Consider the following 24,209-nt stretch of genomic DNA (forward strand, 5'->3'; position numbering starts at 1 on the left):
AAACACGCGGAGATGTCAACGGGGCGGCTTTCAGAGCCGGTGGTTGCGGTGAACGAGTCCGGTGGGAGCCGTGACGACGAGAGCGAGGGGCTGACCCGTTGGGTGCGGCCGCCGTCCTCCCGCCGCACGGTGGCGCGGTTGGTGCAGTTCGTGGGCCTGGCCGACGCCGTGTTCTGCGTGCTGTCGCCCCGCCACCACCAGTTCACGCTGCTGGCCGACATGGTGCCGACCGCCGGCATGGTGACCGCCCGGGTGGCCACTGGAGTGATCGGCGTCCTGCTCATCTACCTGGGCGCCGGCCTACGCCGCGGCAAGCGCCGGGCCTGGCTGCTCGCCCTCGTCCTCTCCCTGGTCAGCATCGGACTCCACCTGGTCAAGGGCGGTCTGCCACCGATCATCTTCGCCGGCGTGATCGTCGCGCTGCTGGTTCTCAAACGTGCCGAGTTCACCGCCGAGGGCGACCCGCGCAACCGGTGGCGAGCGGCGCGGGCGTGCTCGATGTTCCTGGGCGCCGGCTTCGTGCTGGGTTTCGCCGAGATCGCCGTGCGGGTCAACCGGCTCGAAGGCAGCCCCGGCGTGCTGAGCTGGGCCGGCCACGCCGCCCTCGGCCTGATCGGCGTCACCGGCCCGGTTCATTTCCAGCACCCCCTCGGCGCGCTTACCGTGACCATCACCACCGGCGCGTTCGGACTGCTCGGGTTCGGCCTCGGTGGCCTGCTGCTGCTGCGCCCGAGCAGTGGCACGCAGACCACCGACGAGGCCGAGGAGCACGCCCGGCTGCGCGCGATGCTCGACAAGCACGGCGACGCCGACTCGCTCGGATACTTCGCGCTGCGCAGCGACAAGCAACTCGTCTGGGCGCCGTCGGGCCGGGCGGCCGTGGCCTACCGCGTGGTCAACGGGGTCAGCCTCGCCTCCGGCGATCCGCTCGGCCTGCCCTCGGAATGGCCCCGCGCCATCGGCAGATGGCTGGCCGACTGCGCCCGGCACGGGTGGACGCCGGCCGTGCTGGCCTGTGGCACCGCCGGTGGCCGGGCCTACCAGAAGGCCGGCCTCGACGTCATCGAGCTCGGTGACGAGGCGATCGTCGACGTCGCCGGGTTCGCCCTGACCGGCCGGTCGATGCGCGGCGTACGGCAGGCGGTCGGCCGCATCCTCCGCGCCGGCTACTCCTGCACCGTCGTCCGGCAGCGTGACCTCACGCCGGAAGCCCTCGCCGAGGCCGTGGCCTGTGCCGACAAGCTGCGCGACGGCAACGTCGAGCGAGGCTTCTCGATGGCGTTGTCCCGCATCGGCGACCCCGCCGACGGTGACTGCATGCTCGTGCTCTGCCGCGACGAGGAGAACACCCTGCGCGGCGTTCTCCAGTTCGTGCCGTGGGGTCGCCGCGGCCTGTCCCTCGACCTCATGCGTGGCGACCGCACCGCCCCCAACGGCCTCACCGAGCTGATGGTGGTCTCGGCGATCGAGGCCGCCCCGGCGGCCGGCATCGAGCGCATCTCCCTCAACTTCGCGGTGCTGCGCTCGGTGTTCGCCCGCGCCGAGGAACTGGGCGCGGGCCCGGTCACCCGCCTGTGGTGCGGCATCCTGCGCTCGGTCTCGCGGATGTGGCAGATCGAGTCGCTCTACCGGGCCAACGCCAAATACCAGCCCGAGTGGCAGCCCCGCTTCCTCTGCTTCCCCTCCGCCCGCGACCTGCCCCGCATCGCCATCGGCGCGCTGAGCGCCGAGTCCTTCCTCCCCCTGGGCGCCCACCCCGCCCCGCTCGCCCCACCCGCGTCCGCGCAGCCCGCCGCCGCCGCGCAGCCCGCTGCCGTCCCCGCGAAGCCCGCCGCCCCCGCGAAGCCCGCCGCCCCCGCGAAGCTCGACGCCGAATCCGCGAAGTCCGCCCCCGCGAAGCCCGAGACCGCGCGGCCCACCGCTGACCTCGCGAAGCCGAGCGCCCCGGCGGAGCCCGCCGCTGAGGCGGTGCGGCTTCCTTCGGCGCGCTCCGCCACGCGGGTCGTGCGGCCCGCGCCCACGGAGCCGGCCGCTCTCGTCGCCCGGCCGACTTCGGGCCCACCCGTGTCCGCGGAGCCGGCCGCCCGCACCGCGCGGCCGGCTTCCACGCGGCCCGGTGCCTCGGGTGGGCGGTCCGGGGCCACCAAGTCGGCCGGAAGCGTCGGGCGGTCGGCCACGGCCCGGCCGGCTGCCCCGGCCGCGCCGCCCACCCCTGTCGAGCCCTGCGCGTGAGCCTCACCGGGCTGCCACTGATCCTGCTCACGTGGGTCCTGGCGATCGTCGCGGTGGCCGCCACCGTGCGCTGGTGGCGGCTCCCCGGGCGGCGCCGCGTGCCGGTGCGGGTGGCCGGCCTGGTGGCGATCGAGGTGCTGGTGGTGGCCGGCGTCGGTCTGATCGTCAACCGACAGGACAGCTTCTACCCGTCGTGGGCGGCCCTGGGCGGCCTGCACAGCGTCGTCACCACGTCGGCCGCCTCGGTCGGCCGCCTCGACGGCAAACTCGACAACCACGCCGCGGTCACCTGGTCCCCGCCGCAGGCAGCAGCCTGGCACCTGGCCGCACCACCGCAACTGCTCGCGCCGCCCGACTACGCCGAGCACGCCGACCGCCGGTTCCCGATCATCGTCATGCTGACCAGCGCGGGCGCCGCCCACCAGAGCGGCGGCGCTTCCCCCGGTGCGGGCGCTTCCGGCCGGGGCGGCGGGGCGAGTGGTGGCGGAGCGGGAGAGGTGGGGGATCCGCGGCCGGTGGCCGGTGTGGTCGTGGTCGTTCTGCGGCCGACCGGCGCGACGACCGGGACCGCCCTCGCCGACCTGCCTGCCGCTCTGGGGCAGGATGCCCGCGTCACCGACCGGCTGGCGATCCTCGTCGACCCGGCGTGGATGCGTGTCGCGAAGGCGTGGCCCGGTCATCCGCCGGTGATCGCCGGGCACGACGCGACCGCCCTCGCCGCGGCTGCCCGGGAGCTGCCGGCGCCGCTTGCCGCACCGGAGAGGCTGCCGTCATGAGCATCGACGGAACGTCGACAGTCGTGCTGGGGCTGGTCGCCGTGCTCCTGTTCACCGCCGTGCTCGCCCTGCTCTGGGACCGCATCCGGGTGGTGGGCCGGGCCGGGCTGATCACCCTGATCGTGCTCGCGGTCGCCGCCACGTCGGCGCTCGAGGTCAACCGCCTCACCGAGACCTATCCGAGTTGGAGCGCGCTCACCGGCAAGGAACCCGCCGTGCCGGCGGATGTTCCGGACGCCTCGGATGCTCCCTCCGAGGCTCCGCCCGCGCCGGGGGCGGGACGACTCGTGACCTACCAGGTGGCCGGTGCGGCCAGCGGGATGAACATGCCGCTGGCTGTCTACCTGCCGGCGGCCTATTTCACGCCGGCCGGCCGCGAGCTGAACTTCCCGGTGATCGAGGCGCTGCACGGCTATCCGGGCACGCCGCAGTCGTGGCTCAAACGGCTCGACATCGTCGGTCGGCTCGACCAGGAGATGGCGGCCGGGCGGATGGCGCCGACCGTTGTGCTGCTGCCGTTCCAGACCCCGAACCGGCTGCTCGACACCGAGTGCACGGACATGGCCGGCGGGCCGCGGGCCGAGACGTACGTGACGAAGGATGTCCCGGAATGGGCGCGCACCCATCTGCGGGTGCGCACCGACCGGTCGGCCTGGGGGCTCACCGGCTATTCGGCGGGTGCCTTCTGCGCGATGAACCTGCTCCTCAAGCACCCGGACAAATACGTCGCGGCGGCGAGCCTGTCGGGTTACGCCGACCCGGGCATCAAGGTCGGCGATCAGAGCGAGAAGACCACGAACAACATCGCCTGGCGGATGACGCACGTCCCGCTGCCGGCGGTGTCGATGTGGGTCGGCTGGGCCTCCGACGACAAGGACGCGAGCGCCGGCTCCCGGCAGATCGTCGCGCTGGCCAAGCCACCGCTCACCGCGGTGACCGGAGTCGTTCCGCGCGGCGGGCACAGCCACGCGGTCTGGCGGCAGATGGAGGGTCCGGCCTTCGACTGGCTCTCGGCGCACCTGGCCCGGCCCACCCCGATCAGCGCCGGACGGCGCGGGCCGGCCTGACTCCGGCGCGCCGCCGAGCGCGGCGGCGGCGATCAGTGCTGGAGATGCGTGGCCTGGTGCACCGAGAACTCGTACAGCCAGTCGCGGGTGACCGGCATGTCCGAGCCGCCGGTGACGCGGCGCAGGGCCTCGCCCGGCGCGATGCCGAGCAGCACCAGCGTCGTGCAGGCCAGCAGCGTGGACCGGCCGACGCCGCCGAAGCACTGCGTCGCCACGAACCGTCCCGCGTGCACGTGCGCGGCCAGGCGACTGGCCAGCACGATGACCCGGGCCGCTTCCTCGCGCAGGGCACCGCCGTCGGTCGCCGGGAACGGAATGAACTCCAGGCCCAGGGCGGCGGCGGTGGCGCTGACCCCGTCCAGGCCCATCCGGAGTTGCTCGGTGGCGGTCAAGGCGGACACCAGCACGTCGACGCCGGTGTCGGCGAGAGCGGTCAGCTCCGCCGTCTCCCAGCCGTCGCCACGCGGGTGCGCGATGGTCGCGAGTTGGCCTGATCCCAGGCCGACGATTACATGGAGTGGTGCTCTCATGAACCCGCAGTTCCCTCGTCCCGTGGCGGCGGCCGGGTGATCCCGTGAGTGGCTTACGCAGAGTAGGGTCACCCCCGGCATGCCCGCTAGCGAGAGGCGCGAAGAAAAGTGACGACTCCTCGGAAGACCCGCGTCGCGATCGTGTTCGGTGGACGCAGCACCGAGCACGGGATCTCGTGCGTGAGTGCCGGGAGCATTCTCCGCGTCCTCGACCCGGACCAGTACGAGGTTGTTCCGGTGGGCATCACGCGCGACGGCGCCTGGGTGCTTTCGGGGGACAATCCGGACAGTCTGGCGATCACCGACCGGCGGCTGCCCGAGATCACCACGGCCAGCGGCAACTCGGTGGTGCTCGCCGCCGACCCGACCGCCACCGAGTTGATCGTGCGCGACCCGGGTGCCGGCGTCTCGTCGCTGGCCGGGGTGGACGTGGTGTTCCCGGTGCTGCACGGCGCGTACGGCGAGGACGGCACCATCCAGGGCATGCTCGAGATGGCCGGCATCCCGTACGTCGGCGCCAACGTCTTCGCCTCGGCGGCGGCCATGGACAAGGAGTTCACCCGGAAGTTGGCGACCGGTGCGGGCATCCCGGTCGGGCCGTGGGCGGTGCTGCGAGCCGGCGCCGAGTTGTCCGAGGCCGACAAGGAACGGCTCGGCCTGCCGGTCTTCGTCAAGCCGGCGCGGGCCGGTTCGTCGTACGGCATCACCAAGGTCACCGACTGGGCCGCCCTCGACGCGGCTGTCGCGACGGCCCGGCAGATCGACCCGAAGGTGCTGGTGGAGGCCGCGATCGTGGGTCGCGAGATCGAGTGCGGGGTGCTCGAGGGTGAGGCCGGCGGTTCGCCCGAGGCGTCCCTGCTCGCCGAGATCCACGTCGACGGCAACGACTGGTACGACTTCGAGACGAAGTACATCGAGGGCAGCCGTTACAGCCTGCCGGCCGATCTGCCCGCGCCGGTCACGGCCCAGATCCAGGAGTACGCGCGGCGCACCTTCACCGCGCTCGACTGCGCCGGCCTGGCCCGGGTCGACTTCTTCGTGACCGCCGACCACCAGATCTACCTCAACGAGATCAACACGATGCCCGGGATGACGCCGACCTCGATGTTCCCGCTGATGTGGGCGGCCACCGGCCTGGAATACCCGAAGGTCGTCGACCGGCTGATCCGCACCGCTCTACACCGCGGAACCGGCCTTCACTGACGGCACCCCGAGGGCACGCCCGTGGTGGTCGACTTGACGGTCTTGACGACGGCGTCGGAGAACTCGTTCGCCCACTGCGCCGTCTGCTGGTAGCTGCCCGGCACCGTGACCTGCACCGCGACCTCACGGTCCATCGTGGTGAACACGTCTGCGGCCGGCCCGTCGGCGCCCCACCAGCACATGCCGTTCATCGCGAACATGGTGGCGTCCAGCGGCACACAGCCGGGGTGGCCGCCGTCGACCCGCTCGCACATGGTCGGCTGGGTGATGCCGCAGGCCACCGTGATCGGCGGCTCGCCGTAGGCGGCGTTCTGCTCGGGTCCGGCGCTGACCTTGCGCGCGGGCATGCCGCGCAGGGTCGCCGGCAGTTGCGAGGTGACCGCCAGGCAGACCTGGGTGGTGCGGGCGTCCAATTTGGGCGCGGCCATCCGCACCGGCGTCGACGGCACCGATGCCGGCACGGTCGCCGACGGGCTCGGCTGGGCGCCGGTGTCGTCGTGTGGGGCGATTTTCCCGAAGGCGAGGACACCCGCGAGCAATGCCACCGGTACGGCGATCGCGGTGGCCCAGAGGGCGGCGCTCCGCGTCGTACGGTCCGGGGTCTTCCGCTCCGGCGGTGTCTCGACGTCGACCATGCTCAGAGGTTTACCACGGAGCAGGTGAGGGTCCGCATGATGCCCGCGACGTTCTGGACCTGGCTCACAATCAGCCCGCCCAGGTCGTCGACGGTGTGCGCCTCGGCCAGCACCACCACGTCGTAGGGGCCGGTCACGGCATCCACCCGGATGACACCGGGGATTTTGCCGATCGAGGCGGCCACGTCATGAGCCTTTCCGACCTCTGTTTGGATCAGGATGTATGCCTGGACCACGATCCGCTCCCATCCGCCGCCAGCCGTAACTCGAACGTGAAACTACCGTAAGAATCCATCTGGCTGCGCGGCGCCACCGGCACGGAAAGGCTGCTGAAGTGAGCATTGCCGACATCGGCGAGTTCGGGTTGATCTCCCGGGTCGTTGCACGGCTCGAAAATGGGCCCAAAGTTCTCCTCGGCCCGGGTGATGACGGCGCGGTCGTCGCGGCGCCCGACGGCCGGGTGGTCGCCTCCACCGACGTGCTGGTCGAGGGCCGGCATTTCCGTCGGGACTGGTGCAGCGCCGCCGATATCGGGCACCGTGCCGCGGCTGCCAATCTGGCCGACATCGCCGCGATGGGGGCCGAGCCGACCGCGTTGCTGGTGGCCTTCTGCGCGCCTCCCGACCTCGACGCGGACTGGGCCGAGGAACTCGCGGCCGGGCTGTCCGCCGAGGCCGCGCTGGTGGGGGCGAGCGTGGTGGGCGGGGACATGTCGTCCAGCCCGACTCTGACCATCGCGGTCACGGCGCTGGGGGACCTGGGCGGTCGGCCTCCGGTGCGGCGCGGTGGGGCACAGCCGGGCGAAATTCTGGCGATTGCCGGGCGTACGGGACATGCCGCGGCCGGCTACACGATCCTGTCCCGTGGTTTCCGAACCCCGAAGGCACTGGTCGAGGCGTACCGGCGGCCCCAGGTGCCGTACGGGGCCGGACCGGTCGCGGCCGCGCACGGCGCGACCGCGATGATCGACGTCTCGGATGGCCTGCTGCAGGATCTGGGTCACATCGCCGATGCCAGCCTGGTCGCCATCGACGTGCATTCGGCGGCGTTCGAGGTGCCGTCGCAGATGCGCGACGCGGCGTCCGCCCTCGGTCTCGACCCGCTCCAGTGGTTGCTCGCCGGTGGCGAGGATCACGCGCTCGCGGCGACTTTCCCGGCCGGTGAGCCGCTGCCGGCGGGCTGGGCCGAGATCGGCCGGGTCTACGACGGCACCGGTATCACGGTCGACCGCAAACCCTGGTCCGGGCCGGTGGGCTGGGATCACTTCCGCTGATTAGTCTGTGGGCGTGTCCGAGATCAAGATCAAGATGGTGGACTTCGGTGAGCCGGCGGTCCGGGCCCTGCTCGCCGACGTCCTCGACGAGCTCTCCGAACGGTATGGCGGCAGCGGCGACGACACGCCCATCGGCGCTGCCGACTTCACCCCGCCGGACGGGGCGTTCTTCGTCGCCGACGACGGCGAGCGGCTTGTCGGTTGCGCCGGCTGGCGCCGGCACGGCGAGGACGCCGAGCTGAAGCGGATGTTCACCGCGAAGGCGGCCCGCGGCCGTGGCCTGGGCCGGCGCATGCTCGCCACGATCGAGGAGTCGGCTCGCGAAGCCGGCTGCGCCCGGCTGATCCTGGAGACCGGCGACAAGCAGCCCGAGGCCATCGCGCTGTACCAGTCGGCCGGTTACGCCCGGATCGCCGATTTCGGCTATTACGCGGGCGAGACCGGCGTCCTGTCGTTCGCCAAAGACCTCTGAGCACGCAAAGAACCGCCGGGCCAGCAGGCCCGGCGGTATCTTACGAAGGCTCGATCAGGCGCGAACGACCTTGCCGGCCTTGATGCACGAGGTGCAGACCTTGAGCTTCTTGGTCGTGCCGCCACCGGCCGGGGTGCGCACCGACTGGATGTTCGGGTTCCAGCGGCGGTTGGTCCGCCGGTGCGAGTGGGACACGTTGTGGCCGAAGCCCGGTCCCTTGCCACAGACGTCGCACACGCTAGCCACGGGGTACTCCTGAGGTCTTTGAAGCGGAAAGTCTTCGAGGCCGAACCCGAAGGGCGAAGCCGCACCTGAAGATGCGGCAGCGGCCTTCGGCCAGGCAACCCGGTAAGGCTACCCGATGCGGAGCCAACACATCCAATCGGCCCCGGTCAGGGTGCCGTCCCAAGAGAATGTCAGAAGTCGTTAGTACGATTTTCGCGTGCTGGAGACCCTCGACGCCGCCACGGTCCACCGCTGGTGCGGTGGTGGGCTGGAAGCGCTGCGCGCCCACCAGCACGAGATCGACGAGCTGAACGTCTACCCGGTGCCCGACGGTGACACCGGCACCAACCTCGTGCTCACCCTCACCTCGGCCCAGCAGGAGCTCGAAGGCTCGGCGGCCGGCGAGCCCGCCACCGAGCGCGAACCGGTCGGCGCCCTGCGCCGGATGGCCCGGGGCGCCCTGCTCGGCGCCCGCGGCAACTCCGGGGTGATCGTCTCGCAGATCCTGCGCGGCATGGCCGACAGCCTCACCAGCTCGGCCGCCGTGCGCGGCGCCGAGTTGGCCCGCGCGCTCCGCTCGGCCTCCGAGGCGGCTTACGCGGCGGTGGCCCGTCCGGTCGAGGGCACCGTGCTCTCCGTGGTGGCCGCGGCCGCCGACGGCGCGGGCCGCATCAAGTCCGACGACCTGCTGGCGGTGGCCCGAGCCGCCGCGCTGGCCGCCTCCGAAGCCCTGGCCCGCACTCCGCAACAGCTCCCGGTGCTGGCCCGCGCGGGCGTCGTCGACGCCGGCGGCCGGGGCCTGTGTCTGCTGCTCGACGCGTTGGTCGCGGCTCTGACCCCGGCAAGCGCCACGGCACCCGAAACCGGCCCGCCCGCGCGGCCCGACACCCCGGCGAAAGCCGCCCTCGGTCCGAGCCACCCGCCGACCGGCGGCGCGGCGGCCGACGGCGCGCTCGGCACGCATCCGGTGCCCGATCCCACTGCGGTGCCCGGCGAGGACGGTGACTTCGGTTACGAGGTGCAATACCTCCTCGACGCGTCCGATGCCGCCGTCGGCGAGCTGAGGCGGCTGCTGGACGGCCTCGGTGACTCGCTCGTCGTGGTCGGGTCGGGGGACGGGGTGTGGAATGTCCACGTGCACGTCGCGGCCGCGGGGATCGGGGCGGCCGTCGAGGCCGGGGTCGTCGCCGGCCGGCCGCATCGGATCTCGGTGACGCCGCTGATTCCCGGGCGCGCGCACGTCTCGCCGGAGCGACCGGCGCCCCGGCGCCGGGGTGCGGTCGTGGTCGCCGCCGGCGACGGCCTGACCGCCCTGTTCGAGGCCGAGGGCGCCACCGTGGTGGGCCGCAACCCGTCGATCCGCGAGGTGATCGAGGCGATCGCCCGCACCCGGGCCGGCTGCGTGGTGCTGCTGCCCAACGACGCCAACACGCATGCCGTCGCCACCGCCGCCGGGCGTGAGGCCGAACGGTCGGGCGTCCGGGTGAGCGTGGTGCCGACCCGCTCGCCGGTGCAGGCGCTCGCCGCCCTGGCCGTGCGCGCCACCACCCGGCCGTTCAGCGACGATGTCATCGCGATGGCCGAGGCGGCCGGCGCCTGCCGCTACGGCGAGGTGTGCACCGCCCAGCGCGACTCGCTCACCGTGGCCGGGCCGTGCCGGGCCGGTGACCTGCTCGGCCTGGTCGACGGTGAGGTGCACGTGATCGGCGCCGATCTGGAGGACGTGAGCCGCCGCCTGCTCGACCGCATGCTCGGCGGCGGTGGCGAGCTGACCACGCTGGTGCTCGGCGCCGACGCCCCGGCCGGGCTGGAGGCCACGTTGCGTGGTCACATCGGGCAGACGTGGCCGTTCGTCGAGCTGCAGTGCTATGCGGGCGGCCAGCCCCGTTACCACCTCTTGGTAGGAGTGGAATGAGCGAGCCGACGACGACCACCACACCGCTGGTCAAGGTGCTGGGGGACAAGACCGCGAAAGCGCTTGCCGACCACCTCGAGCTGCACACCGCGGGCGACTTGATCTACCACTTCCCGCGTCGTTACGACGAGCGTGGCGAGCACACCGACATGCGTGATCTGCAGATCGGCGAGCAGGTCACGCTGCTGGCCCAGGTGCAGTCGGTGAGCGTGAAACCGATGCGCGCCCGTAAAGGCAACATGCTGGAGATCACCATCGGGGACGGCTCGGGGGCGACGCTTACCTGCACGTTCTTCAACCAGGCGTGGCGCGAGCGCGATCTGCTCCGGGGCCGGTGGGGGCTGTTCGCCGGCAAGATCACCGACTTTCGCGGGAAGCGGCAGCTGAACGGCCCGGCCTATCAACTGTTGAAGGCCGACGCCACGCAGGACGAGGCGGTCGAGGAGATCGAGGAGTTCGCCGGCGCGCTCATCCCGGTCTACCCGGCCGCGCAGGCCGTGCCGACCTGGGTGATCGCCAAGTGCGTGCGCACGCTGCTCGACACGTTCGAGCCGCCCGACGATCCGCTTCCGGGGGCGGTGCGGGCCAACCGCAACCTGGTCGGCATCGGCACCGCCCTGCGGGAGGTCCACCGGCCGTCCTCGAAGGAGGCCCTCTACTCGGCGAGATACCGGCTGAAGTGGGACGAAGCCTTCGCGGTGCAGCTCACCCTGGCCCAGCGCCGGGCGCGGTCGGCCGGCACGCCGGGCCGGGCCCGGCCCCGGCTCGAGGACGGCATCCTGGCGAAATTCGACGCCGGCCTGCCGTACGAGTTGACCGAGGGTCAGCAGTCGGTGGGTGCGGAGATCGCGGCCGATCTGGCGAAGCCGCACCCGATGCACCGGCTGTTGCAGGGCGAGGTGGGCTCGGGCAAGACGCTGGTGTCGGTGCGCGCCATGCTCCAGGTGGTCGACTCGGGCGGTCAGGCAGCCCTGCTCGCGCCCACCGAGGTGCTGGCCACGCAGCATTTCCGGGGCATCAGCGAGCAACTGGGCGCGCTCGGCCGGGCCGGGGAGCTCGACGGCGATCCGGCCGGCACCCAGCTCACCCTGATCACCGGTTCGCTCGGCGCGGCGGCCCGGCGGGCGGCGACGGCCAAGGCCGCGGACGGTACGGCCGGCATCGTCGTGGGCACGCACGCCCTGCTGTACGAGGGGGTCGACTTCAAGGATCTCGGTCTGGTGGTGGTCGACGAGCAGCACCGCTTCGGGGTGGAGCAGCGGGACGCGTTGCGCGCCAAGGCCGCGGTCCCGCCGCATGTGCTGGTGATGACGGCGACGCCGATCCCGCGCACGGTGGCGATGACCGTCTACGGCGATCTGGAGACGTCCACCCTGTCGCAGCTGCCGCGGGGCCGGTCGCCGATCGCGTCGCACGTGGTGCCGCCGGAACGGCCGGCCTTCCTCGACCGGGCCTGGCAGCGGTTGCGCGAGGAGGTCAAGGCCGGCCACCAGGCGTACGTCGTCTGTCCGCGCATCGGAGTCGCCGAGGGGGACGAGGAGGAGCCGCCGGGGGACAACGAGCCGGCCCGCCGCCCGCCGCTGGCGGTGACCGAGGTCGCGCCGCTGCTGGCCGAGGGTCCACTGCGCGGGCTGCGCATCGGCGTGCTGCACGGCAAACTGCCGGCCGACGAGAAGGACGCGGTGATGCGTTCGTTCACCAAGGGTGATCTCGACGTGCTGGTCGCCACGACGGTGATCGAGGTCGGGGTGGACGTGCCGAACAGCACCGTCATGATCATCATGGACGCCGACCGGTTCGGCGTCTCCCAGTTGCACCAGCTGCGGGGCCGGGTGGGCCGGGGTTCGGCGGCCGGCATCTGCCTGCTCGTCACCGAGTCGGTGGAGGGCACGGCCGCCCGGGAGCGGCTCGACGCGGTCGCCTCCACCACCGATGGTTTCCGGCTCTCCGAGATCGACCTGGAGCAGCGGCGCGAGGGCGACGTGCTGGGCGCGTCCCAGTCGGGCCGGCACTCCCACCTGCGCCTGCTGTCGCTGCTGCAGGACAGCAAGCTGATCACCGCGGCCCGGGCCGAGGCCACCGAGCTCGTCGGCGACGACCCCGACCTGACGAAATATCCGGCGCTGGCGGCCTCGGTGGCGGCGCTGGTCGACGAGGAACGCGCTGAATACCTGGAGAAGGGTTGATCCTGCACATCTGCCCGCGGGCGTCCTGGGAGGACGCCCGCGCCAAGGGCGTCTACGAGGGCGACACGCTCGCCACCCAGGGCTTCATCCACTGTTCGACCGCTGAGCAGGTGGCGGTCCCGGCGACGGCGTTGTTCCGCGGCCGCACCGACCTCCTGCTGCTGCAGATCGACGAGGCCCGCCTGCCGGTGCCGGTCACGTGGGAGGAGGGCGACCCGCCGCACCCGGACGGAAAGCTCTTCCCGCATCTCTACGCCGCGCTGCCGCTCGAGGCGGTGGTGGCGGTGACCGAATACCTCCCGGGTGCCGACGGCTCGTTCGCCCGGCCGCCGGGCCTGTAGCCAACGCGAAAGGCGCGCCGACCCGAGGGCCGGCGCGCCTTTTCAGGCACTACGTCAGGCGGTGAACTTCAGCTTGCGACGGCGGGCCATGAAGAACAGGCCGCCACCGAGGGCGAGCAGTCCGGCGGCGCCGGCGGCGATGCCGCCCGCGTTGGCACCGGTGAGCGCCAGGCCGCCACCGCCACCGCTGCCGTTGGAGTCGCAGTCCGCCGGGGTCTTGTAGGACACGGTCGCGGCCTCGTCCTCGTAACCCTTCGGGGTGGCCGTGACCTTCAGGCCCTCGGCGGCCGGGAAGTCGACCGTGCCGGTGGCACCGGGCTTGACGGTGATCGTCTTGGAGTCGCCCTTGGACGGCTTGAAGGTGACCGTGACCGACTCCTTCCAGCCCTTCGGCACCTCGAGGCCCACCGTGAACTTGTCACAGGTGTTGTCGTAGACGAACTGGGGCTCCTTGGCCGGGCTCGGCGTGTTGGTGCCGCCCGACGGGGTCCCGGTGGTCGACGGCGTGGTCGTCGGCGACGTGGTGGGCGCGGTGGTGGTCGGCTTCGTGGTCGGAGCCGTGGTGGGCTTGCTGGTCGTCGCCGTCGGCGTGGGCGTCGGCGAGGTCGTCGGCCGAGTCGGCGGGGTCGTCGGGGTCGTCGGCTTGCACTTCTCGATCGGCTTGTGGACCGGACGGCTGTTGGTCTTGCTGACGTAGCCGCCGCCGTTCCACTTCCAGTCACTCTGGACGGAGATGGAGGCCCACTGGGTGCCGGCCGGCACGGTCTGCTTGCCGGTCAGCACGCCTTCCTTCTCCTTGGGCAGGTAGGCGCCCTTGGCGATGCCGGTGAGCGTGGAGTTGGCGGGCATGGCCCAGACGTCGCTGACCGTGCCGGCGATGTCCCACTCGCTGTTCTTGACCTGCCACTCGACGACCCACGAACCGTCGGCGTTGGCGCACTTGCTGGTCGGGGTGATGTCGGTTTCGCAGGCCAGGGCGGGCGCGGCGAAGGCCGCGACGCTCGCCAGACCGACGAACGCGCCGCCGACAACTGTCGCGGAACGTCGGAGCTTGGACTTAAGCAGGTTCACGCCTACTCCTGTGCTGGGGATCAGGGGTCCGGCGAGGAAGCGAGGGGCCGACGCCAGGACGGGCGGCGGGGCCACCGACGACGCCTCCCCACGTCGTCGTCGACACGGGGTCGTAACCACGTGCAACGACGCATGACGATAGCCACTAAGCGGAACCTGGGAAATGGCTCAGAGGTCGTTAAGCCTGTTGATGCCTATCCGTGATGTTTCATCGACCGATAGGTATGTCAGCAATGCTCAGGGTGACCGGTTGATGGGACGTCCGCGCCCGTCGTGAGTGGTGCAGTAGCGTCGAGTGGTGCTTACCCAACGACCCCGGTGAGGCCGCATGACCAGGATCATTGCCGGTGCCCATGGTGGCCGCCGGCTGTCCGCTCCGCCCGGTTCTGGCACCCGGCCCACATCGGACCGCGTTCGTGAGGCCCTGTTCAGCGCCCTGGACTCCATGATCGACCTGGAGGGGGCGCGATTCGTCGATCTTTATGCCGGTTCGGGGGCGGTCGGTCTCGAGGCGCTGTCACGTGGATCTTCCCAGGCACTTCTGATCGAATCGGACGCCCGCGCGGCCCGTACGATCCGCGACAACATCGTGACGCTACGTGTCGGCTCGGCGGCCCGGCTCGTGACCGGAAAGGTGGCCCAGGTTCTCGCGGCGCCCCCGGACGGCGGTCCGTACGACGTGATCTTCGCCGATCCGCCCTACGAGGTGCGTAACGACGAGATCATCGAGCTGCAACAGGACCTGCTGGCCAACGACTGGCTCGCCAAGGACGCGGTGCTCGCGATCGAACGGGCGCGCCGGAGTGGCCCGATGAACTGGGTGGAAGGCATCACTGCCGACCGCAGCAGGCGTTACGGCGAGACTACTCTTTGGTACGGTCGCCGATCATGAGACGAGCGGTGTGTCCCGGCTCCTTCGACCCGGTCACGAACGGTCACCTCGACATCGTCGGGCGGGCCAGCCGGCTGTTCGACGAGGTGATCATCGGTGTGCTGATCAACCAGTCGAAGACCGGCCTGTTCACCATCGAGGAACGTCTCGACATCCTGCGTGAGGCGACCGCGCCGTACGACAACGTGCGGGTGGCCTCGTTCCATGGCCTGCTCGTGGACTTCTGCAAGGCCCAGGGTGCGGCCGTCGTGGTCAAGGGTCTGCGGGCGGTCAGCGACTTCGACTACGAGTTGCAGATGGCGCAGATGAACATCGGCTTGTCCGGCGTGGAGACGCTGTTCATGCCGACGAATCCGCTTTACTCCTTCCTGTCGTCCAGTCTTGTCAAGGACGTGGTCAAGTGGGGTGGCGATGCCTCGGCGTACGTGCCCGACTTCGTCGGCGAGCGTTTGGTCGCGCGTCTGAAGCAGGACTGACCGCGACGACGCAGTAACGTGATCGCACCACGCTCCGTGGGTGCAAGATGACGGGAGTAGAAGCCGTGGATCCGCTCGACAGCATCGACGAGATCATCGAACGCGTCCAGGATGCGCGATCCGTCCCGATGTCGCGGACGAACTTCATGTACGACCGGGCCGAGATGATCGACCTCCTCGACGCGCTCCGCTCGGGGCTGCCGTCGGAGATCCGGAAGGCCGCCGCCGTGCTCGACGAGCGCGACCGGATCATCGAGGCCGGCCGCCGCGAGGCCGACCGGATCATCAGCGAGGGTGAGACGGAACACGCTCGGCTCGTGTCGGTCAACGAGATCACGGTGTCCGCCGAGCACGAGGGCGCGCGGATCATCGCCGAGGCCCGCACCGAGGCTCAGCGCCTGCGTGACGAGGTCGACGACTACGTCGACACCGCGCTCGCCAACTTCGAGCAGTTCCTGACCCGGGCGCTGGCGTCGATCGAGCGCGGCCGGGACAAAATGCACGCGCTGCGCGAGATCGGTACATTCCAGGGTGAGGATGCTGAGCGTCCTCTCCCGTTCTGACAAGGGCCCGATTCGACGCTGGCCCGCCTGCTCAGGTAACCTTTTCCGTCGGCCTACCTATGGCTGAGAGTTCATGATGCCCAAGTCTCCGCAGAGTCACCTCAACCCCAGGCAGCCGCTGGTCGTCGACACGACGAAACTCCCCCGGCAGCCTGGCGCGACGCGTGCCCTCGAACGGGTGATTCCGGCGCCGCCGAACCTCGGCCTGGACATGATCTCGGTCCCCGAGGGGTCGGACGTCGAGCTCGACCTCGTGCTCACGTCGGTCTCCGAGGGGGTCTACATCAGTGGCAGGGTCCGTGGCTCGCTCACCGGCGAGTGCGGCCGCTGCCTCAACGAGATCGACCAGTCCTTCGGCGTCTCGATCGCGGAGCTGTTCGCTTATGCGGACAGCACCACCGAGGAGACGACCGACGAGGACGAGGTGGGCCGGATGCAGGGCGATCTGATCGACCTGGAGCCGACGGTTCGGGACGCGGTAGTGCTCATGCTGCCGGCCAACCCGCTCTGCCGGCCGGACTGCCCAGGCTTGTGCCCCGAGTGCGGGGTGCATTTCGACGACCTTCCGGCCGATCACAGTCATGAGGAAGTCGACCCCCGCTGGGCCGCTTTGGGCAACTTGGAAAGCGCTGAGTTGCCTCCGGCGGCTTCGCCGCAACACCCGCGTAAAGGCATAGAGGAGTAGGAACCGTGGCCGTCCCGAAGCGCAAGATGTCGCGCAGCAACACCCGGTCCCGCCGGGCGAACTGGAAGGCGACCGCGGTTGTGACCGTGGCCTGCCCCCAGTGCAAGTCGCCGAAGCTGCCGCACACCGCCTGCTCGGTCTGCGGCACCTACAACGGCCGCCAGGTCATCGAGGTCTGAGACCTCGTGGAGTGACACGCCCGATCATCGGGCGGGTTGCACCTGGTAAATGGCGAACCACCGTGTCACCGGCTCCTGATCAGGAGCCGGTGACCGCGCGGATCGCCGTCGACCTCCTCGGCGGGGACCAAGCTCCCGCCGTCGTGGTTGACGGCGCTCTTCGTGCCTTCCAGGCCGACCCGGCCCTTCACCTGTTGCTCGTCGGCCCGGTCGATGTCGCCGACGCGATGGTCGCTGCCATCGATCCGGCTCAGCGTGACCGGCTGCGCACGCTCTCTCAAGATCAACATCAAGCGGGTGTACGGGCGGTGATGAGCGCCGTGGCACACGGCCACGCCGACGCTGCCTTCTCCGCCGGGAACACGGCCGACATCGTCCTGTCCGCCGCTCGCGTCCTGGGTCGCTGGCCCGGCGTACGCCGCCCGGCCCTGACCGCCGTCCTGCCCACCGCCACCGGCCGCCTCGTGCTGCTGGACGTCGGCTCCGCGGTCGACCCCGACGAAGAGTCCCTGGTCATGCACGCCCGCCTGGGCGCCGCCTACGCGCGCGTCGTGCACGGCGTCGAGCGTCCCCGGGTCGGCCTGCTCACCATCGGCACCGAGCCGGGCAAGGGCGACCGCCTCCGCCGCTCCCTGCCGCCGCTGCTCGCCGAGGCGGAACTGCCGGCCGGCGCCCGTTACGTGGGCCTGGTCGAGGGCGGCGACGTCGTCACCGGCGATGCGGTGGACGTGGTGGTCGCCGACGGCTTCACCGGGAACGTACTGCTCAAGGGCTTGGAAGCGGCGTACGCCAAGCTTGGTTCGCCCGGCGGGGAGGCACCCGGCGTGCCCCGCGCCGCTCTTCTTCTCGGCGTCGGCGGCACCGTGGTCGTCTGCCACGGAGCCGGTTCCGGCACCGACCTGGCCGGTGGTATCGCGCTGGCCGCCGGCCTCCACCGTCGCGCCGCGGTGGCGACGATGGCCGATCACGTCGTCAAAGACAAGCACAGCCAGCACAACGAGGTGTCCCATGATGGATAAGCGCCGCAGGCCCCCGACTCAACCGCTGGAGGACGCCCTCGGCGTCGCGTTCGAACCCGCGTTGCTGGAGCGGGCCCTCACCCACCGTTCGTACGCCTACGAGAACGGTGGCCTGCCGACCAACGAGCGGTTGGAGTTCCTGGGCGACTCGGTGCTCGGCGTGGTGATCACGTCGGCGCTCTACCACAACCACCCCGACCTGCCCGAGGGTCAGCTCGCCAAGCTGCGGGCCAGCGTGGTCAACATGCACGCGCTCGCCGACGTGGCCCGCGGTCTCGGCCCGCACGGTCTCGGCCCGCACCTGCTGCTCGGCAAGGGTGAGGAGACGACCGGCGGCCGGGACAAGGCGAGCATCCTGGCCGACACCCTGGAGGCGCTGCTCGGTGCGATCTACCTGCAGGAGGGTCTGGCGGAGGCGGGCGAGGTGATCCACCGGCTGTTCGACCCGCTGATGGCCGAGTCGGCCGGCCGGGGCGCGGCGCTCGACTGGAAGACGAGCCTGCAGGAACTGACCGCGGCGCTCGGGCTGGGCGTGCCGGACTATGTCATCGAGGACTCCGGTCCCGACCACGCCAAGACGTTCACCGCCTGGGTGGTGGTGGCCGGCGAGCGGTACGGCGGCTCCGAGGGGCGCAGCAAGAAGCAGGCGGAGCAGCGCGCCGCCGCGGCGGCCTGGCGCACCCTGAACGAGAGCGGAAGCGACGCCGGGCCGGAGATCGAGGCGGGCGAGCCCGAGAAACCGGACGACGACGAGAAGTGAACGTCGTCGTGGACGATCAGCCCACCGCCGCGGACGACACCGAGCGGGACAGCCTGTGGACGGCCGCCGGGGCCTGGCGCGGGGTGCTCACCGCGGTCGGCATCCTCGCCCTGACCCGGGTCGCCCAGCTGCTGTTCATCGCGTGGCTGGCGAACGCGCACCCGACCGAGGCCGGGCTGCGGGGGCGGCTGCTCGTCTGGGACGCGGGCTGGTTCCTGCGGGTCGCGGTGGACGGCTATCCACACTCGTACGCCTATGACGCGAACCACGTGGTGGAGGGCAACGGGCTGGCCTTCTTCCCGGTGTACCCGCTGCTCATCCGGGGCTTCGCGGCCCTCGGCAGCAACCCGCAGAACGCGGCGCTGGGGGTCGCCTGGGCCGCGTCGATCGGCGCCGCGGTCGCGTTGCACCTGCTCGGCACGACGCTGTACGGCAAGCGGGCCGGCTGGGCGCTCGTGGCGATCGTGTGCAGCGCCCCGGTCTCGGTGGTGCTGTCCATGGCGTACTCCGAAGCGCTCTTCCTCGCCCTGGTCGCCGGCATGTTCGTCGCCGCGCACCGCCAGGTGTGGTGGGCGGCCGGGCTGCTCGGGCTGGCCGCCGCGCTGACCCGCCCGACCGGAGCCGCCGCCGCGCTGGGTCTCGCCGTCGCCGCGCTGCTGGCCGCCCGCCGGGACCGCTCGACCGGCTGGCAGCCGCTCCTGGCCGCGGCGGTCGCGCTGGCCGGCGTGCCGCTGTTCCTGGCCTGGGTGGGTCTGCGGGTCGGCGACTGGGATGCCTGGTTCCGCATCCAGTCGGCCGGCTGGGGCAGCTCGTTCGACTTCGGCAGCAGCACCTGGCGGTTCCTGTCGGACACGCTCACCACAGCGGACGGCTGGGTCCAGGTGAGCGTGGCGATCATCCTGCTGGCGGCGCTGGCCGCGGCCGGGGTGGCGCTGGCCGGCAAGCCGTGGTTGCCGCTGGCGGTCTACGGGGTGGTCGCCATGATCATGGTCTACGGGCAGGGCGGCTTTTACCACTCGAAGCCGCGACTGCTGCTGCCCGTACTGTTGACGCTGCTGCCGGCGGCCGTCGCCGCAGCCCGCGCCCGCCCCCGGGTGGCGGTGCTGTCCATCGTGGCGTGGGCGGCGTTCGGACTCTGGTACGGCGCCTACCTGATCACGGTCTGGCCCTACACGCTCTGAAGGAGAAAAGGTGCCCGAGCTGCCCGAGGTCGAGACCGTGCGGCAGGGCCTGGCCAAGTGGGTGGCCGGCCGGACGATGGCGACCGTGGAGGTGCGCCACCCCCGGGCGATCCGGCGGCACCTGCCCGGCGACGCGCACTTCAGCGCGATGCTCGCGGGCCGCACCGTTCTCGACGTGTCCCGCCGCGGCAAGTACCTGTGGCTGCCGCTCGACTCGGGCGACGCGATCATCGGCCATCTCGGGATGAGCGGCCAACTGCTGATGCAGCCGGCCGACGCCGAGGACGAGAAGCACCTGCGGATCCGCTTCACCTTCACCGACGGCGGACCCCAGCTGCGCTTCGTCGACCAGCGCACGTTCGGCGGTCTCGCGGTCAGCGAGGGCGGCGCCGAGCTGCCCGACGAGATCGCGCACATCGCCCGTGACCCGATCGACCCGCTCTTCGACGACGAGGCGTTCGTGACCCGCACCCGGGCCAAGCACACCGAGATCAAACGGGCCCTGCTCGACCAGACGCTGATCTCCGGCATCGGCAACATCTACGCCGACGAGGCGCTGTGGCGGGCACGGTTGCACGGCGCCCGCCCCACCGACCAACTGACCCGCCCGGCCGTACGCCGTTTGCTCGCCCACGTCCGCGACGTGCTCGGCGAGGCCATCGTGGCCGGTGGGACCAGCTTCGACGAGCTCTACGTCAACGTGAACGGGGAGAGCGGCTACTTCGACCGGTCGCTCAACGCCTACGGCCGCGAGGGCGAACCGTGCCACCGGTGCGGCAGCCCGATCCGCCGTGAGCAGTTCATGAACCGCTCGTCGTTCAGCTGTCCTCGCTGCCAGCCCCGCCCGCGTACGCACTGACGTACGGCTTGGCGTCGGTGGCCAGCCCGAATCCCGCCTTGCGCCGCCCCATCAGCCGCCGGGCCGCGGTGAGCAGAGCGACCGGTACGCCGTGCACGATGTGCCCGTCCCCGGGCCGCGACCCGTCGCCGTCCCAGTTCTGATAGGCCGTCCACGGCCCCTCGAACGTGCAGATCCGCACGCCCAGGTCGCGGTAGAGCGGGTGGGTCGGTACGCCCGGGTTGAGCACCACCCGGTGCAGTCCGCGCCGGGCGGCCAGCCGGAGGGTCAACGCGACCGGCCCGACCCCGCCCGACCCGGCCGGCGCCCGGTCGAGGAACAGCCCTTCGACGCCGTCCGCCCGCCACACGTCGACGTCGGCCAGCACGTCGGCGAGCGAGCGGCTGCCCCAGTCGAGGTCGATGCGCCCCAGCGACTGGTGCAGGCTGCGGCGTTCACCGGGCAGGTCGCGGACGATCCAGGTCTCGGCGTCCAGAGCCAGTTCGGGGGACGGGTGGGCGTACGGGGGGAACAGGGTCTTCATGAGGTTCTCCGTTCGTCGGCGGCGGTCAGGGCGACGACGAGCAGGCCGGCCGCGTGGGTGACGGCGAGCGCGCCGACGGCGTTCGGCAGGAGGCCGGCGGCCGGTACGGGCAGTAGGTTCAGGACAGTCATGGCGATCGGGGGAGCGGCCGCGACGACGGTGGCGGCGCCGATCCGGCCGCGGGCGGCGAGCAGGAACGTGATGGCGAAGACGCCGCCGAGCAGGAAGCCGCCGGCGAGGGCCAGCAGGCCGGCCGACGACCTGTCGAACCCGGCCACCGCGAAACCGCAGCCGAGCGTCAACGGTGGCAGCAGCCCGACGAGCGTGACCAGGGTGACCCGCCACTGCCGGGCGCCCGCCTGCCCGATGTTCCAGGCGATCAGCGCCTCCAGGATCGGCACCGCCACCAGCAACGGCAGCCAGAACGGCACGTTCGAGCCGGACGGCCCGCCCCGCCAGATCACCAGCACGCAGATCGCCTGGGAGGCGCCGATCACCAGGTAACCGGCCGAACGGCGCAACTCCACCCGGGTCAGCGCGAACTTGCGGCGCGGCGTCCCCGGCAGCATCGCCGGCCGGAACGAGCGCACCAGCGCCAGCACGATCGCCGCGGGCAGCAAGGTGTTCACCGCCGGCCACGGGATCGCCCACCCCGCGATCCGCAGCTCGTCGAGCTTGGCCAGGGTCATCCCGGCCAGCACCCAGCTCGGCAGGCTGTACCGCACCACCGCGGCTTCGGCCCGGGTGACCAGCGCCGCGGTGATGGTGGCCATGGTGGCGAGCCCGCCGAGCCCGATGACGAGGGCGATGCCGCGCTCGGGCCCGACCATCGAGTCGGGCGCCATCCAGATCAGCGCGCACCACAGCCCGCTCACCGCCCCGAAGCCGGCGGCGACGAGCCGGCACGCGGCGGCCGGTCCGGCTCGCCTTGCCACCGCCACTCCGGCGCAGGTCAGGGCCTGCGCCGCGGTCCAGCCGAGCAGCAGGGTCAGCAGCGGGACCGGCCCGGCGACGTGCCGGAGTGCGCCCCCGCCGGCCACCCCGACGCTGATCGGGGCGAGGTAGAGAGCACACCGCAGCAGGGCGGCACCCAGGTAGGCGCGCCGGGCGCCAGGTCGGCGGTGGGTCCGCACGGCCGCGGGCGCGGAGTTCGGTTGCGGCGGCGGCGCGGCCCCCGGTTCGGCGGCATGCCTCGGCCGTACGACGGTGCGGCGGCTCGGTGGCGCGCCGAGGGAGCCGGTCGGGCGGCGACGGTCACGGCTCTTCGGCGTACGCGTCGATGCCGCGCCCCGCTGGGGTGTGATCGTCATCGGTCCTCCTCGCTCAGCCAGCGCAGCGTCGCGGGCGGTGTCGTCCGCGGCGCGGGAATGGTGAGTGCCAGTTCGACGGCGTTCGCGGGCGCGACCGGCGGCCCGGCCAGATCGGCGTAGAGCGCGCCGTAGACCCGAACCACCCGGTCGTTGGTGAAGTGGGTGAGCGCCCGCCGCCGGGCCGCGTCGCCGAGTTGCCGGCGCCGGGTCGGCGCGCGCAGCAGGCCCACGATCGCGATCGCCAGCTCGGCCGGTTCATCCGGCTGAACCAGCACGCCCGCGTCGCCGAGCGTCTCGGCGGCCGGCCCGACATCGACCCCGACCACGGCCCGGCCCGACATCATCGCCTCGATCAGCCGGTACGGCGGGTCGGCCGGTCCCGGTACGTGCGCCACCACGAGTCCCCAGGTGTAACGGTCCCGCGGATCGGCCGGCAGCGGGTGCAACCGGACCGCCCGCCCCAACCCGGAGCGCTCGACCTGCTCGACACAGTGATCCTCGTGCGCCGGGGTGACCCCGACCAGGTGCAGCACGGCCCCCGGCAGAGCTGCCGCGACGTGCTCGAACGCCGCCAGCAGCGCGGTGAGCCCGCTGTCCGGCCCGCCGCTGCCGGCCCACACCACCGTCGGCTGCCCGCTCTCCGGCTCGCCGGCGATCGGGTACTCGGACGGGTCGACCCCGGCCGGCACCTGCACGAGCCGGGCCGCCGCGGCGCCGTGCCGCAGCGCGTAACCGTGGTGGAAGGCACTGAGCGGAGCGATCAGGCCGGCCTCGGCGTAACCGGTGCGAGCCACCGCGCCCCGGAACCGGCGCAGCACCGCCCGTACCGCCGGCGACAACCGTTCCTCGGCGGGCCGATGCCGGGCGACGGGCGCGCGGGCCTCGGTGAGCAGCAGCGGAACACCCGCCCGCCACCGGCCGGCGAGCGCGCTGAGCAGCGGCGTGGTGCCACCGACGCAGTGCACCAGATCGGTCTGCGGCAGCGACACCGTCAGGGCGCCGAGCGCGTGCTTGAGCAGCGTCGCCGCCGTACGGGCATCGCGCGCGCCGAGCCGGGGCGGCGTCGGCTCGTCGGCGGTCGACGGGACGCCCCGCCACGCCTCCATCAGCAGGTCGGCCAGGGGGACGTTGGCCAGCGGATCGACCCGTTCAGCAGCCAGCTCGGCCAGCCCTCGCAGCCCGCCCGCGAACCGCCCGCGCCCTTCGGCCAGCCCGCGCCCTTCGGCCAGCCCGCGCCCTTCGGCCAGCCCGCGCCCTTCGGCCAGCCCGCGCCCTTCGGCCAGCCCTCGGCAGAGCAGGTGGGCGGCGTTCCGGCCGGTCTCGTTGTGGTCGCCGCGGCGCCGTTCCCGACCGACCGCGCGGCCGATCCGCACGGCAGCGGCCGAGCGGACGTTGAGCGGGAGCGGGTACGCCGGGGTCGATGGCGGTTCCCGGTCGGTGACGGTCAGCAGATCGAACCGGTAGCGGCGCAGTCCCTCGACGAGGGTCCGGCACCACCCGCTCAGCGCGTCCCGCCGGAACGGATACCCGCCGCCGGTGAGCAGGCAGACGCGTTCCTGCGGCGGGGTCGATTTCACGATGGAGGCAACGAGACAGCCCGGAAAAGTTACGAGACCCTGTCGGGTAGGCGACTAAATTACGCGACTTTTATCCGATTTGCCGCCCGACTTGCCCCAAATGTCGCACAAATCGAGTCCGTAGCGAGGTACGGCAGCGGCCCCGCCGGCACCGGTCGCCCCCACCCCTCGCCACCCACCCCGCGCAAGATCCCCGTCCCGCCCCGCGCAAGATCCCCGTCCCGCCCCGCGCAAGATCCCCGTCCCGCCCCGCGCAAGA

26 protein-coding genes are annotated in these 24,209 nt (G+C 72.0%); 18 read left to right on the plus strand and 8 right to left on the minus strand.

Translation table 11 applies throughout. The annotated features are described in order from the left end of the window. The first annotated feature begins 48 nt into the window (after nt 1-48). From Afe05nite_RS04570 to Afe05nite_RS04580, 3 genes are read left to right on the plus strand one after another with little or no spacing between them, the layout of a single operon-like run. Nucleotides 49-2,232, plus strand: coding sequence for a phosphatidylglycerol lysyltransferase domain-containing protein (locus Afe05nite_RS04570; RefSeq protein WP_239117550.1), 2,184 nt, complete (start codon nt 49-51; stop codon nt 2,230-2,232). After that, entirely contained in the window at nt 2,229-3,008 is a 780-nt protein-coding gene (locus tag Afe05nite_RS04575; RefSeq protein ID WP_203815692.1) for a hypothetical protein, read from the plus strand. The genes Afe05nite_RS04570 and Afe05nite_RS04575 overlap by 4 nt, the downstream gene beginning before the upstream one ends. Next, on the plus strand, nt 3,005-4,075 hold the full coding sequence (locus tag Afe05nite_RS04580; protein WP_203815693.1) for an alpha/beta hydrolase: 1,071 nt from the start codon (nt 3,005-3,007) through the stop codon (nt 4,073-4,075). Before Afe05nite_RS04575 ends, Afe05nite_RS04580 begins: the two co-directional genes overlap by 4 nt. A gap of 32 nt (nt 4,076-4,107) precedes the next feature. Here Afe05nite_RS04580 and Afe05nite_RS04585 read toward each other — a convergent pair whose 3' ends face one another. Further along, entirely contained in the window at nt 4,108-4,605 is a 498-nt protein-coding gene (locus Afe05nite_RS04585) for a protein-tyrosine phosphatase family protein (RefSeq protein ID WP_203815694.1), read from the minus strand. Nucleotides 4,606-4,713: 108 nt separating this feature from the next. Between Afe05nite_RS04585 and Afe05nite_RS04590 the strand changes: the two genes are divergently transcribed. Beyond that, entirely contained in the window at nt 4,714-5,808 is a 1,095-nt protein-coding gene (locus Afe05nite_RS04590; protein WP_203815695.1) for a D-alanine--D-alanine ligase family protein, read from the plus strand. Here the strand turns inward: Afe05nite_RS04590 and Afe05nite_RS04595 are convergent. Both Afe05nite_RS04595 and Afe05nite_RS04600 read right to left on the minus strand, forming a co-directional pair. Further along, nucleotides 5,802-6,443, minus strand: a complete 642-nt coding sequence (locus Afe05nite_RS04595; protein ID WP_203815696.1) for a DUF3515 family protein — start codon at nt 6,441-6,443, stop codon at nt 5,802-5,804. The genes Afe05nite_RS04590 and Afe05nite_RS04595 overlap by 7 nt on opposite strands. Before the next feature lie 2 nt (nt 6,444-6,445). Continuing rightward, the gene (locus tag Afe05nite_RS04600) at nt 6,446-6,679 is read right to left on the minus strand and encodes an Lrp/AsnC ligand binding domain-containing protein (RefSeq protein WP_203815697.1); all 234 of its coding nucleotides are present in this window, start codon (nt 6,677-6,679) and stop codon (nt 6,446-6,448) included. Nucleotides 6,680-6,777: 98 nt separating this feature from the next. Here Afe05nite_RS04600 and Afe05nite_RS04605 point away from each other — a divergent pair, with 98 nt between their 5' ends. Further along, nucleotides 6,778-7,716 carry a thiamine-phosphate kinase gene (locus Afe05nite_RS04605; RefSeq protein WP_203815698.1) on the plus strand — a complete coding sequence of 313 codons (939 nt, stop codon included), beginning with the start codon at nt 6,778-6,780 and terminating at the stop codon, nt 7,714-7,716. Nucleotides 7,717-7,729: 13 nt separating this feature from the next. After that, nucleotides 7,730-8,188, plus strand: a complete 459-nt coding sequence (locus tag Afe05nite_RS04610) for a GNAT family N-acetyltransferase (protein ID WP_438867579.1) — start codon at nt 7,730-7,732, stop codon at nt 8,186-8,188. Between the two features lie 54 nt (nt 8,189-8,242). On the opposite strand, the gene rpmB is transcribed toward Afe05nite_RS04610, so the two are convergent. Beyond that, nucleotides 8,243-8,434 (minus strand): 50S ribosomal protein L28, encoded by a 192-nt coding sequence (gene rpmB / locus Afe05nite_RS04615; protein WP_026207002.1) that lies wholly within the window; start codon nt 8,432-8,434, stop codon nt 8,243-8,245. A gap of 196 nt (nt 8,435-8,630) precedes the next feature. Here rpmB and Afe05nite_RS04620 point away from each other — a divergent pair, with 196 nt between their 5' ends. From Afe05nite_RS04620 to Afe05nite_RS04630, 3 genes are read left to right on the plus strand one after another with little or no spacing between them, the layout of a single operon-like run. Next, nucleotides 8,631-10,328, plus strand: coding sequence for a DAK2 domain-containing protein (locus Afe05nite_RS04620; RefSeq protein ID WP_203815699.1), 1,698 nt, complete (start codon nt 8,631-8,633; stop codon nt 10,326-10,328). Then, nucleotides 10,325-12,514 (plus strand): ATP-dependent DNA helicase RecG, encoded by a 2,190-nt coding sequence (recG, locus tag Afe05nite_RS04625; RefSeq protein ID WP_203815700.1) that lies wholly within the window; start codon nt 10,325-10,327, stop codon nt 12,512-12,514. Before Afe05nite_RS04620 ends, recG begins: the two co-directional genes overlap by 4 nt. Further along, nucleotides 12,511-12,855 carry a DUF952 domain-containing protein gene (locus Afe05nite_RS04630; protein ID WP_203815701.1) on the plus strand — a complete coding sequence of 115 codons (345 nt, stop codon included), beginning with the start codon at nt 12,511-12,513 and terminating at the stop codon, nt 12,853-12,855. Before recG ends, Afe05nite_RS04630 begins: the two co-directional genes overlap by 4 nt. A gap of 54 nt (nt 12,856-12,909) precedes the next feature. On the opposite strand, the gene Afe05nite_RS04635 is transcribed toward Afe05nite_RS04630, so the two are convergent. Next, on the minus strand, nt 12,910-13,926 hold the full coding sequence (locus Afe05nite_RS04635) for a hypothetical protein (RefSeq protein WP_203815702.1): 1,017 nt from the start codon (nt 13,924-13,926) through the stop codon (nt 12,910-12,912). Between the two features lie 328 nt (nt 13,927-14,254). Here Afe05nite_RS04635 and rsmD point away from each other — a divergent pair, with 328 nt between their 5' ends. From rsmD to mutM, 9 genes are all read left to right on the plus strand, one after another. Then, nucleotides 14,255-14,818, plus strand: coding sequence for a 16S rRNA (guanine(966)-N(2))-methyltransferase RsmD (gene rsmD / locus Afe05nite_RS04640; RefSeq protein WP_203815703.1), 564 nt, complete (start codon nt 14,255-14,257; stop codon nt 14,816-14,818). Beyond that, complete coding sequence (coaD, locus tag Afe05nite_RS04645; RefSeq protein WP_203815704.1) at nt 14,815-15,294, plus strand: pantetheine-phosphate adenylyltransferase; 480 nt, start codon at nt 14,815-14,817, stop codon at nt 15,292-15,294. Before rsmD ends, coaD begins: the two co-directional genes overlap by 4 nt. 65 nt (nt 15,295-15,359) lie before the next feature. Further along, complete coding sequence (locus tag Afe05nite_RS04650; protein WP_203815716.1) at nt 15,360-15,857, plus strand: SPFH domain-containing protein; 498 nt, start codon at nt 15,360-15,362, stop codon at nt 15,855-15,857. 76 nt (nt 15,858-15,933) lie between these two features. After that, nucleotides 15,934-16,542, plus strand: a complete 609-nt coding sequence (locus Afe05nite_RS04655; RefSeq protein WP_203815717.1) for a YceD family protein — start codon at nt 15,934-15,936, stop codon at nt 16,540-16,542. Nucleotides 16,543-16,547: 5 nt separating this feature from the next. Further along, on the plus strand, nt 16,548-16,721 hold the full coding sequence (gene rpmF / locus Afe05nite_RS04660; protein ID WP_203815705.1) for a 50S ribosomal protein L32: 174 nt from the start codon (nt 16,548-16,550) through the stop codon (nt 16,719-16,721). 62 nt (nt 16,722-16,783) lie between these two features. Then, nucleotides 16,784-17,740, plus strand: coding sequence for a phosphate acyltransferase PlsX (locus tag Afe05nite_RS04665; RefSeq protein WP_239117551.1), 957 nt, complete (start codon nt 16,784-16,786; stop codon nt 17,738-17,740). Beyond that, nucleotides 17,730-18,500: a ribonuclease III gene (gene rnc / locus Afe05nite_RS04670; protein ID WP_239117552.1), complete on the plus strand. Its 771-nt coding sequence runs from the start codon at nt 17,730-17,732 to the stop codon at nt 18,498-18,500. The genes Afe05nite_RS04665 and rnc overlap by 11 nt, the downstream gene beginning before the upstream one ends. After that, a complete protein-coding gene (locus Afe05nite_RS04675) occupies nt 18,497-19,681 on the plus strand; it encodes a putative hexosyltransferase (protein ID WP_203815707.1) in 1,185 nt (394 codons plus the stop codon). The genes rnc and Afe05nite_RS04675 overlap by 4 nt, the downstream gene beginning before the upstream one ends. A gap of 10 nt (nt 19,682-19,691) precedes the next feature. Beyond that, the gene (gene mutM, locus Afe05nite_RS04680; protein WP_203815708.1) at nt 19,692-20,540 is read left to right on the plus strand and encodes a bifunctional DNA-formamidopyrimidine glycosylase/DNA-(apurinic or apyrimidinic site) lyase; all 849 of its coding nucleotides are present in this window, start codon (nt 19,692-19,694) and stop codon (nt 20,538-20,540) included. Here mutM and Afe05nite_RS04685 read toward each other — a convergent pair. Genes Afe05nite_RS04685 through Afe05nite_RS04695 form a run of 3 tightly spaced genes read right to left on the minus strand, consistent with a single transcriptional unit; the run spans nt 20,500 to nt 23,950 of the window. Next, nucleotides 20,500-21,063, minus strand: coding sequence for a spherulation-specific family 4 protein (locus Afe05nite_RS04685; RefSeq protein ID WP_203815709.1), 564 nt, complete (start codon nt 21,061-21,063; stop codon nt 20,500-20,502). The two genes, mutM and Afe05nite_RS04685, sit on opposite strands and share 41 nt — an antisense overlap. After that, nucleotides 21,060-22,373 (minus strand): hypothetical protein, encoded by a 1,314-nt coding sequence (locus tag Afe05nite_RS04690; protein WP_239117553.1) that lies wholly within the window; start codon nt 22,371-22,373, stop codon nt 21,060-21,062. The genes Afe05nite_RS04685 and Afe05nite_RS04690 overlap by 4 nt, the downstream gene beginning before the upstream one ends. Then, a complete protein-coding gene (locus Afe05nite_RS04695) occupies nt 22,370-23,950 on the minus strand; it encodes a DUF3492 domain-containing protein (protein WP_203815710.1) in 1,581 nt (526 codons plus the stop codon). Before Afe05nite_RS04695 ends, Afe05nite_RS04690 begins: the two co-directional genes overlap by 4 nt. Nucleotides 23,951-24,209: the final 259 nt, after the last annotated feature.

This window comes from Paractinoplanes ferrugineus (assembly GCF_016862195.1).
Classification (GTDB): domain Bacteria; phylum Actinomycetota; class Actinomycetes; order Mycobacteriales; family Micromonosporaceae; genus Actinoplanes; species Actinoplanes ferrugineus.